9 protein-coding genes are annotated in these 11378 nt (G+C 37.8%); 5 read left to right on the forward strand and 4 right to left on the reverse strand.

What is annotated here, in order from left to right:
* Nucleotide 1 precedes the first annotated feature (1 nt).
* The 3 genes from AC1M9A_RS02585 to AC1M9A_RS02595 all read left to right on the forward strand — a co-directional run bounded on the left by AC1M9A_RS02585 (nucleotide 2) and on the right by AC1M9A_RS02595 (nucleotide 2551).
* Nucleotides 2-772 (forward strand): SDR family oxidoreductase, encoded by a 771-nt coding sequence (locus AC1M9A_RS02585; protein ID WP_481609560.1) that lies wholly within the window; start codon nucleotides 2-4, stop codon nucleotides 770-772.
* A 22-nt stretch (nucleotides 773-794) separates the two neighbouring features.
* Nucleotides 795-1397, forward strand: a complete 603-nt coding sequence (locus AC1M9A_RS02590; protein ID WP_481609561.1) for a 2-hydroxychromene-2-carboxylate isomerase — start codon at nucleotides 795-797, stop codon at nucleotides 1395-1397.
* 101 nt (nucleotides 1398-1498) lie between these two features.
* Entirely contained in the window at nucleotides 1499-2551 is a 1053-nt protein-coding gene (locus tag AC1M9A_RS02595) for an NAD(P)-dependent alcohol dehydrogenase (protein WP_481609562.1), read from the forward strand.
* Between the two features lie 59 nt (nucleotides 2552-2610).
* Here the strand turns inward: AC1M9A_RS02595 and exaC are convergent, their stop codons facing one another.
* The gene (exaC, locus tag AC1M9A_RS02600; RefSeq protein WP_180027767.1) at nucleotides 2611-4122 is read right to left on the reverse strand and encodes an acetaldehyde dehydrogenase ExaC; all 1512 of its coding nucleotides are present in this window, start codon (nucleotides 4120-4122) and stop codon (nucleotides 2611-2613) included.
* A 204-nt stretch (nucleotides 4123-4326) separates the two neighbouring features.
* Here exaC and AC1M9A_RS02605 point away from each other — a divergent pair, with 204 nt between their 5' ends.
* The gene (locus AC1M9A_RS02605; RefSeq protein ID WP_481595370.1) at nucleotides 4327-5502 is read left to right on the forward strand and encodes a sigma-54-dependent transcriptional regulator family protein; all 1176 of its coding nucleotides are present in this window, start codon (nucleotides 4327-4329) and stop codon (nucleotides 5500-5502) included.
* 202 nt (nucleotides 5503-5704) lie between these two features.
* On the opposite strand, the gene mdh is transcribed toward AC1M9A_RS02605, so the two are convergent.
* The 3 genes from mdh to AC1M9A_RS02620 form a co-directional block, all read right to left on the reverse strand.
* Complete coding sequence (gene mdh / locus AC1M9A_RS02610) at nucleotides 5705-6877, reverse strand: iron-dependent methanol dehydrogenase (protein WP_035263769.1); 1173 nt, start codon at nucleotides 6875-6877, stop codon at nucleotides 5705-5707.
* Nucleotides 6878-7183: 306 nt separating this feature from the next.
* Complete coding sequence (locus AC1M9A_RS02615) at nucleotides 7184-8149, reverse strand: alpha/beta hydrolase (RefSeq protein WP_481609675.1); 966 nt, start codon at nucleotides 8147-8149, stop codon at nucleotides 7184-7186.
* Nucleotides 8150-8200: 51 nt separating this feature from the next.
* Nucleotides 8201-9031, reverse strand: coding sequence for an SDR family oxidoreductase (locus AC1M9A_RS02620; protein WP_481609563.1), 831 nt, complete (start codon nucleotides 9029-9031; stop codon nucleotides 8201-8203).
* Nucleotides 9032-9260: 229 nt separating this feature from the next.
* On the opposite strand from AC1M9A_RS02620, the gene AC1M9A_RS02625 reads away from it, so the two are divergent.
* The gene (locus AC1M9A_RS02625) at nucleotides 9261-11303 is read left to right on the forward strand and encodes a hypothetical protein (protein ID WP_481609564.1); all 2043 of its coding nucleotides are present in this window, start codon (nucleotides 9261-9263) and stop codon (nucleotides 11301-11303) included.
* Nucleotides 11304-11378 lie beyond the last annotated feature (75 nt).

The raw sequence follows: 11378 nt of genomic DNA on the forward strand, positions 1-11378 counted from the left end.
GATGAACGATCAACAGTCAAAAATTAATTATTCAGAAGAAAAATCAACACATAACAAGGTCGCACTGATCATTGGTGCAGGAGATGCCACAGGCAGTGAGATCGCAAAACGCTTTGCACGAGGTGGATATACTGCTTGTATGACTCGACGCAATGCAGACAAGCTTGGACCTGTCATCCGAGAGATTGAAGCACACGGTGGTCAAGCTTATGGATTTGCTTCAGATGCAAGAAAAGAAGATCAAGTGATTCAACTGATTGACACAATTGAACGTGACATTGGTCAGATTGAAGTATTGGTCTTTAATATTGGAGCAAATGTGCCGTGTAGCATTCTAGAAGAAACAGCACGTAAATATTTTAAAATCTGGGAAATGGCTTGTTTTAGTGCTTTTTTAAATGGTCGTGAAGTCGCTAAACGGATGGTCGCAAGGCAGCGCGGCACTATCATTTTTACTGGTGCAACAGCAAGTATTCGTGGTTCATCATACTTCAGCGCTTTTGCTGGCGCTAAACATGCGTTAAGAGCCTTAGCCCAAAGTATGGCGAAAGAGTTAGGGCCTCATCATATTCATGTTGCGCACGTCATTATTGATGGGGCGATTGATACTGATTTTATTAAAGATACTTTCCCTCATTTGTATGAAAAAAAACAGCATGACGGTATTTTGAATCCTCAACATATAGCTGATAACTATTGGCATATTGCTCATCAACCACGAGATGCTTGGACACATGAATTGGATTTGCGTCCATGGTCTGAACAGTGGTAATCATATTTAATAAGGATAAGACATGACTAAACAACAACAAAAAGTTGAATTTTATTTCGACCTTGGCAGTCCATTTAGTTATTTGGCTTTTTACAAGCTACAAGAAATCACCAAAAAATATAATGCAGAGATTGAGTACACACCGATTTTATTGGGTGGAATTTTTAAATCGACTGGTAACAAGAGTCCAATTGAGGTGACTGCTAAAGGGATCTATTCAATGCAAGACTTAAGTCGTTGGTCAGATTATTATCAGATCCCGATGCAGATGAATCCATATTTTCCAATGAATACATTGACTTTAATGCGTATATTAACGGGAGTCAAAATCTATCATGATGAATATTTTGAAGTGATTTTGACCAAGCTTTTCGATGCGATGTTTAGAAAGCCCTTGAATTTAGCCGATCCAGAAGTTCTGATAAATTTATTTCAAGGTGATGCAATCGACGGTCAGCAACTTTTGGATTTAAGCCAAGATCCGGTGGTAAAACAAAAATTGATTGATGAAACAAACAATGCCGTACAACGAGGGGTATTCGGAGCACCTACATTTTTTTTGCGGGAAAATATGTACTGGGGGCAAGATCGCTTGCATTTTGTAGAGCGCGAATTACAAAAATAAGTGAAAAAGAAATTAAATTGAGACTCAGCTAAATTTATTAAAAATATTGATGTGATATAACGAATAAGAGAGTACGAAATTAACAGCTTGAGGGAGTCACGATGACCCATAATGTTTTAGCTTACGCAGCGCTTGATTCTAAAAGTCCATTGGTTCCATATACGTTTCAGCAACGTCAAGCTCGCCCCGATGATGTCATTATTGATATTGAATACTGCGGTGTATGTCATTCTGACTTACATCAAGCGCGTAATGATTGGGGTTTTAGTCGTTACCCAATTGTACCGGGTCATGAAGTAATTGGTCGTGTAAAAAGCATCGGAACATCTGTAACTAAGTTTAAGGTTGGAGATCTGGTCGGAATCGGGTGTATGGTAGATTCATGTCGTACTTGTTCAGCTTGTCACCAAGGTTTGGAGCAATATTGTGAAGCTGGAAATACACAAACCTATGGTAGTTTAGATCGCCATGATCAAACACCTACTTATGGTGGCTACGCACAAACGATCATTGCGAGCCAAGATTTTGTATTGAAAGTACCTGAAAATTTAGATACTCAATCCATTGCACCCATCTTATGTGCAGGGATCACGACATGGTCGCCGTTAAAACATTGGAATGTCGGTAAAGGCTCTAAAGTGGCTGTTGTTGGACTCGGTGGTTTAGGTCATATGGCGATTAAACTTGCTCATGCACTTGGTGCAGAAGTGACTTTATTTACACGATCAGCAAATAAAGAACAGGATGCACGTGATTTAGGTGCAGATCATGTCGTGTTATCAACAGATCCAACACAAATGAAATCAGTGAAAAATCAGTTCGATTTAATTATTGATACTGTGCCATATGATCATGATCTAAAGCCTTATATTCCGACACTTGCATTGAGTGGGACACTAGTATTGGTAGGCTATCTCGGAGAATTTAGCAGCAATTCCGTACCCATGATTATGGGAAGAAAATCAATCGCTGGATCGGTGATTGGTGGGATTCAAGAAACTCAAGAACTACTTGATTTTTGTGGTGAGCACAATATCGTGTCGGATGTAGAAGTCATTGATATGCAAAATATTAATGAGGCATTTGAGCGAATGCTTCAAAGTGATGTGAAATATCGTTTTGTGATTGATATGAAAAGTCTACAAGCCAGCTAATCCATTAAACTCCTGTAGCAGAAAAGAAGCGGCAATCTGCCGCTTCTTTAGCTTTTGTTTTAGAAGAAACCCATTGGTTTAGTAGAGTAACTCACCAATAAATTTTTAGTTTGTTGGTAATGATCCAGCATCATTTTATGATTTTCACGACCAATCCCTGATTTTTTATAACCGCCAAAAGCAGCATGAGCAGGGTAGATATGGTAGCAATTTGTCCAGACTCGACCTGATTGAATTGCACGTCCTGCACGATATGAAGTATGCGCTGATCGAGACCAAACACCAGCACCTAATCCATAAATGGTGTCATTGGCAATTTTGATGGCATCGTCGAAATCTTTAAATGTTGTCACAGCCAAAACTGGTCCAAAAATTTCTTCTTGGAATGTTTTCATGCTGTTATTGCCTTTGAAAATCGTCGGCTCAATATAAAAACCTTGTCCAATTTCTTCACGAGCTTGACCACCCGTAAGAATTTGAGCACCTTCTTCACGACCTGTCGCAATACAACCTAAAATTTTATCTTGTTGCTCTTGCGAGGCTTGAGCACCAATCATGGTTTCTGTATCAAGTGGATGTCCCGTTTTAATTCGCTTCACGCGCTCTACAGCCATCTCTAAGAATTTATCTGCAATACTTTCCTGGACTAAAGCGCGTGATGGACAAGTACAAATTTCTCCCTGATTCAGGGCAAACATGGCAAAACCTTCAAGCGCTTTATCTAGATATTCATCATCCTTATCCATGATGTCTTCGAAGAAAATATTTGGAGATTTGCCACCCAGTTCTAATGTCACTGGAATAATATTTTCGGTGGCATATTGCATAATTAATTGACCGACTGCAGTTGAGCCGGTAAATGCAATTTTTGAAATACGTGGATTTGTGGCAAGAGGGCGTCCTACTTCAACACCATAGCCATTGACGATATTCAGCACACCTGGTGGTAAGATATCTTGTATCAGTTCAACTAAAACTAGAATACTGACAGGAGTTTGCTCAGCTGGTTTTAAGACAATACAGTTCCCCGCCGCTAATGCAGGCGCAAGTTTCCACGCCGCCATTAAAATCGGAAAGTTCCAAGGAATAATCTGCCCAACGACACCCAACGGCTCATGAAAATGGTAGGCGATAGTATCTTCATCAATTTCTGAAATACCACCTTCTTGTGCGCGGATACAGCCAGCAAAATAGCGGAAATGGTCAATACACAGTGGAATATCTGCAGCTAAGGTTTCACGGATAGGTTTACCATTGTCCCATGTTTCTGCCACAGCAAGTAATTCTAGATTCTCTTCTAAGCGATCTGCTATTTTTAATAAAATGTTAGAGCGAGTTGTTGCAGACGTTTTGTTCCATTCAGTTTTAGCGGCATGAGCTGCGTCCAAAGCGAGTTCAATATCCTCGACTGAAGAACGGGGAACTCGAGTAAAGACTTTCCCATCTACGGGAGAAAGATTATCAAAATACTCACCTTTTACTGGAGGAACCCATTTCCCACCAATGAAATTTTCGTATTGTGCTTTAAATTGAACTTTAGAATCTGGTTGATTGGGGTCAGCGTAGCGCATAGTGTCCATCCTTTGGTTGTGCTGTAAAGTTATGGAAAATATCTTCGTCTTTGGTATTAGATATCTTCTATTATTGATGAGTTAAAATAACCACAATAAGGTTGGAAAAAGGTTGGAATGATGAAGGTTTACAACTGATCAACAAATACTATAACTATAATAAGTACAACATATGCATATTGGGAAATGTTGAGATAATAAGGAATGAACTCAATGCAGACTCTTATCAAGCAAAGACAACAAATAGAAACACTTAGAGAGAAAATCAGTCTTTCAACTGTACAGGCGAAACAACTTGGTCAGCATATTTTAAAGTCTTGGCAAAGATCGAAGTTGGCAGAAATTCCGAAAGAGCGAATGGTAGCGCCGTTGATCACAACGAGTACTGTTGAAAGTAACAGCCTAAATCAAGCATTGAAAATATGTGAACAAGAGTTAAAACATGTTGCACAACAATCATCTATGGTACTTGCGGTAGGCGATATCAACAGCACCATTATTTGGACGGAAGCTAGTCAACAAATGCGTAAGGCTGCAGAACGTGTTCACTTTATTGAAGGAGGTCAATGGCGGGAGGAAGTGGTTGGAACCAATGCTTTAGCATTAACCTTGAAAACTGAAAAATCAAGTTGTGTGTTTTCAAATGAACACTATATGGAGTCTATTCATGATTGGGTGTGCTATGCAGCACCAATTGTTGATCCATTTTCAAAGCAACTCATTGGTGTATTAGATTTATCAACGACATGGGATCATCACAATAGTTTTGGACTACTCGCAGCAGAACGTTGTGCATCTTTAATACAATCAGCATTACTGAATTATCAACGCCAACATTTATTTATTCGTACCTTTGGAATTCCTCAAGTCATATTTAACGGACGTACCTTGGTGGTTACACCTAGACAGATTGAAATTTTGACAATATTGGCATTATGTCCTCAAGGGCTTAGCTTAGATTCGCTTCATCAAGCTTTGTATGGGGAGCGAAAGGTAAGCATGGGAACTTTAAAAGCTGAAATGTCGCAGCTTCGAGATTTATTGGGTGGAATGTTAGGCTCAAGACCCTATAAATTACTGGCGCATATTGAGGCTGATTTCCTCCGAATCGAAAATGCTTTAGACGTTGGATTTATTGATAAAGCTTTACAGCAGGTCAATGGTGTAATGCTCGCAAAAACAGAAAGCCCATTCTTATGTTCTTGGCGAAATTGTTTAGATTCGCGTTTGAGTGAAGCAATTTTTAACTATTGTGATGTTGAAGTGCTTTTAAAATACATTGCACGAAATCCTGATGCAGTTGATGCAATGGAGCGTTTAATGGAGTTGTCTCCGCAAGATTATTCAACGCAACAACTTTTACAGCACTATCGTAATTGAGCCGAATTAAAGTAAAACACAACGGCCTAAAGCATATTCTTCGTATTGTTAATGTATTTTATCCTCATTTATTTATACCTACAAAAATTTAACGCCGCCGTTCCTGATGTAATGCACTATCAGATTCGATTGAGAATCAAAGAGTAAAAAAGAGAATCTGAAGTGTATCCAGATTCTCTTTTAGATCTAGCAACTCAAAAGTTTACATTGCAGCTTTAAAAATGTTGATGACTTGTTGGAGATCTGCTTTACGTGGGTTAGTGAGCATGCAGGCATCTTTTTGTGCATTTTGAGCCATCACTTCTAAATCTTCCTCTTTAACCGAAAGCTCTTTTAATCCTGTTGGAATGCCAATAGATTGAGAGAGGATTTTTATCGCATCAATTGCTGCATATGCAGCTTCATTAATGGTTAATCCTTCAATATTTACACCCATTAATTCAGCTATTTTGGCATAACGATCAGGGCAGGCAATTAAGTTGAACTCACAGACATGTGGGAGTAAAATCGCGTTACACACACCATGCGGAAGATTATAAAAACCGCCTAATTGGTGAGCCATGGCATGTACATAACCTAGAGAGGCGTTATTAAATGCCATGCCTGCCAAATATTGTGCATAACTCATTGCATCACGTGCTTCAATATTCTCACCATTAGCAACCGCAGGACTCAGCCATTGACTGATCATGCTGATGGCTTTTTCAGCACAGGCATCTGTAATTGGGTTTGCTGCTGTTGAAACATAGGCTTCGACGGCATGAGTAAGCGCATCCATACCTGTTGCAGCTGTCAATGCTGCAGGTTTTGCGATCATCAGTTTAGGATCATCTATGGCAATGAGTGGAGTGCAACGCCAATCGACGATTGCCATTTTTACATGAGTTTCTGTATTGGTAATAATACAGAAACGCGTCATTTCCGAAGCAGTTCCTGCAGTTGTGTTGATTGCAATAAGAGGTGTCATCGGAACGGTACTTTTATCGATTCCTTCATAGTCGCGAATGTGCCCACCACCTGCAGTCACTAAACCAATACCTTTAGCACAATCATGTGAAGAGCCACCACCTAAAGAAATAATAAAATCACAAGCATTATTATTGTAGGCTTCCACACCATCGTGGACATTAATATCAGTCGGATTAGGCTCGGCACCAGCAAATATGTAGCTCTCCACTTGCGCTTCTTTTAAATAGCCAGCGATGATATCTGCGACACCAAATTTGTATAAACCTGCATCAGTCACAATCAGTGCTTTTTTAGCCCCTAAATTTTGAGCTTTGCTTCCAACTTCTTTAGCACTACCTGGTCCGAAAAGTGAAACACAAGGGATATAAAAACCGTTTGTTTGGTCTGCAATATTTTTAAAAGCCATGGTGAGATTCCTTTTACCATTTATTGTTGTGTTCGGCGATATTTACCGTGTTTGCAGTATTGGACACGCTTGAGAAGATGTGTACCTACCAAATACCAACCCAATTTCTCCATGGCTCAAAACAAGAAACAGAAAGCAAGAAATAATATTTCAAATGGGTGAAAAGGAGATTGGTCGCAAAGGTCTGTGAAGAGATGGGAACGTTGAAGAATAGAAATATTGTATGACCAAGAGAAAGTCCATTCAGCTTGATCAATACACATTAACAATCAAGACCAGTAAAATGAGGTCTTAGATGAACTGAATTTATAGATTTTTTGAAGAAAGCCAAGCAAAGAGTTGGTCATACACTTGCTGACGAACCAGTTTTTTTGAAAGAACCAAATCATGCAGGCCATCTTTAATTGTCATTACAGTGACATCACCTTGTAATCCTTTTGCATATTTTTCGATGGTTTTTACATCTAAAATCACATCAGAGGTCTGAACATCAATATTGTATTTCTTCGGATTGGTCGTGCGACTTGAGTGCATAACAAGGAGCGGAACTGAAATTTTAGGACCAGATTGAATTTTCTGTTGTGCTTTCACAACAGCACCAATAAAACTCAAATACACTTTGGTGTAGGTTTTAGGTTTAAGCTTGAGATCAAAACTCCATTCACCGTTCAAATTTTCGTGCAAACTCTTCACGTAAAACTTATTTAATTCACTTGGTAATTGCATCAACGGAAATTGCTGAGCTAATTTTGCAATCATTGGAAGCGCATATTTCTTTTTTAATACATTCATATTGAAATCATAAAATGGGCTGTTGGCCCAGATTGCTTTAATCAATGGATGATCAGGGTGTCGAATTGAAAAATAAGTGGCAGTTAAACCGCCTGTAGAATGACCGCATAATAATACCGATTCATTTCCGTCACTTTGAATTGTATTCAATGCGGCATGAATATCTTCATCATATTCGGTTAGGTCTTTCACAAAATAAGGTTTTTGATGCGGAAGTAGTGATCTACCGTATTTTCTAAGGTCAATGGCGTAAAACTGAAAACCTTGGGCATTAAATTTTTTCGCCATTTCTTGTTGAAAGAAATAATCAATAAAGCCATGGATATACAGCACAGCTTTAGTTGATGGAATATCTGATGGACGACGTACTAATGTTGCAATAACCTCACCATCATAATCAGGCGAAAATTTGAAAATATGTTGCTCAAATTTTTCACCTAAAATGTCGGGTTGGTATTTTAGCGTGGTCTCAGCACTCATTTTTTCGATCATCTATTGATTCATTCCCTGATTCAAAATTGTTTATATTGACTATAAATATTCTTTTAAAAGTTGTTCTGTCTCGTCAAACAATCGCTGAGCTAAACTACGATTTTTCGCATGTGCAGATTGAAAAGCTGGTGTTTGCAAACTTTTGTATTGACCTGTTTTCTTAGACCATTCAGGTGATAACGCAATTTGATGAATAAGATTTGCTGGTTTGTTGGGTGTGATTAAGAACAATTTTAAAGCGCGATATTGATAGTTAGGAAGCTCGCGATAAATTTCGGAATCCACACCACCTGGATGAATTGCATTACTGGTGATAGATGTGCCTTTGAGCTTTTCAGCTAAGGCATGACTAAATAGTAAATTTGCTAATTTACTATTTCCATAGCTGAGTACACCGTTATATTTTTTAACAGAATGAAATTTAAATTGATGTGTGTCAATTTTACCCAGAACATGCATCATGGATGCAAGATGAATGATACGGCCTGAAGGCGCGTTTTGAAGTAAAGGTAACAATTGTATTGTCCACACAAAATGTCCTAGATAATTGACACCTATTTGTTTTTCAAAACCATTAGCCGTTTCTTCTAATTTAGGCGTCATTAGACCTGCATTGTTGACCAAAATATCAATCTGTGAATATTTTTCTTTTAAAGTTTGTGCTGCAGATTTGACTTGATTTAAATCATTTAAATCTAATTCTACAATATCAATTTGACCATGACCTTTGGTGCTGATTTCTGCTTTAGCTTTCTGAGCTTTATCCAAATTACGACAGGCAAGTACGACATGATGACCATCTTCAACAAATTTTTTTGCTGTCGCTAATCCAATTCCTGTATTTGCACCTGTAATCACCACTGTTTTCATTATTGTCTCTAAAGTTCTTAGTATGAGATTGTTTTAATACAGTCAGAGCAGTGAGTCAAACGTACTTTCAAGAAATTTTCATATAATTGTTGCATGATACGAACTGCTTATCTGACTCATACAAAAGTTACAGAATCTGAATAGCACAACTCATTTTAAGATAGAATAATATAGTTATATCGTTGTTATTTTTAAAATTCTTCCAGTCTTTCTTATTTAGGCAAACTGTATGCTGGCGTGTCCTCCGCAAAATCCAAAGCAACGTCATCAATATACTGCACAGGCATTAATTGATCATTGCGATACACTCAAAGCCGTATTTCAGGATCAGTGGTTATATCTATGGACGATTACGCCTGAAAATTTATTCGTAATTGATCAGGAAAATAATAGCTTAGTGATCGCAGATGGACTGCTCACAGTTGAGTGTATCGATGATTATAAAATTCAATTTTATACATCCCACGCAAATGTCGAGATTCAAAAAATTGCGGATTTTATGTTCAATGATTTTTGTTTTATCTTTAATCATAAGGCCTCACATCATTCTCTATATTTAAAAACGAAAGTGCAGTTATTTCGTCAAATGTTGGTAGAAGAAGTCTTTAAATGGGTCGATGGAGAAAATCGTGTTGAACAATGCCTTTATAATTTGACCGATCAGCAAGCGATGCAGTTAGATCGAATCATGATGCAAAGTGAGTATTATGATGAACCTCATTTGCTGAATTTCAGTCGATTTGGTGCTGAAATACCTTTGGAAGTTGAACTGAATTTTAAACATCTGTGCTTGGTCAATTCAGTCATGGGAGATAATTTTCTTGCAGTGCAAAAATTGATCCCAGTATACGATCGGTTAAGCACTTCAGCAGAATTAATGTTGCCAAAACGGTTATATCGTATGGCACAAATTTCTTTCGAAGAACAATTTAGCTTATCTCAATTGGTAGACTTAGAGCCTGATTTCAATTTACTCAAACTGCATAACGAGCAAACACCGCATTTATTAGGTTTTACACGTTGGATCAAACGAGGGTATTGGCAGTATCAAGATATTTTCAATAAACAAAATTTTTTAAATAAAGATGTGCAGTATTGGGTAGAAGATATAGCGCAACAGTCGCCACTGTTTATACACAAAAGAGCAGTGAATTGGTTATTTAAACAAGATTATCTTGTCATCGACTGGGTAAGTGAAAATTTAAAAGATCCGAATATTCGATTGGCCGTCACCGCTTTAAGTTTTGTGGATTGCTCTAAAGTACATCCGCATGTCATACAACTCTCGATTCAATATTTTGAACAGGTTATCGGTCGTTTATTTATTTCTGAGTGTTTACGTATTTCACAGCAACAAGCATGGTTTGAACTATCTGCTGAGCATCATTCATATGCATTGAATGAGGCACAAAATGCTCAAGATTTTAAAAAATCACAGCCACTCACGGCTTCTATTTTATATCTCAAGGAATGGTTGGACTTGTTATGGTCATTGGATCAGCAAGGATTGAGTTCAGTGAAATATGTCTTTAAACGTATTTCTCAAGTGATGCAGTCTTATATGTTGTTTTTAAATGACTTAGTTAAAGATCTGCCTGATCAAATCATCAAATTTATTGAGCCCTCAACACAACATCAAACGCATTTTCATTTCTTAATGCAGCAGTATCATATCAATCTAGATGAGTTTAGGCAGCGCTTTAAGCATCCAAATTCTCAATATAACCGCAGCAATAGTATTTTTGACTCTTATATCGCAGATTATCTCATTGATTTTTTTCAACAAGATCGAACCATTGCGAAAAACATGACTTGGTCTGCATGGTATCAGCAAGCAATACGTTGGCATCAACATTTACATTATGTTGATACATTGACGACTTTGAAATTGCGACATTCTGAGAGTCATTGGAAACGAGTATCACCGCAAGCAGTAATGTATACAGAGAATTGGAAATTTGAGGAGTTGAATGAATTAGAGCAAATTATTCAAGAGTCTGTAAATTATAAACATTGTCTAGCTTTATCTTATACCCAAAGAATTATTGATGGTGAATATGTGGCGTTCCATATGTCAAATTTACATGATCCCTCACAGCATTTGACACTCGGGTGTTTTTTTAAATTCGATCAGTTGCATTTTGACCAACTGCGTTTGCCCAATAACGAAGTTGCTGATCCTAAGGTTGTGAGGGAAGCTAAAGAGTTTGTACATCAAGTCAATGAAATGTTGATTTGGAATTTTGGAGATCCTGAACAAATCAACAGCTGATGCGCCTTAAATTGACGTATTCAAGCGTTAACATGATCACAAGGCTGATTTTTGGCTTAACTTTTTGATGAAATG

The sequence above is a fragment of the Acinetobacter sp. ANC_7634 genome (assembly GCF_056779875.1).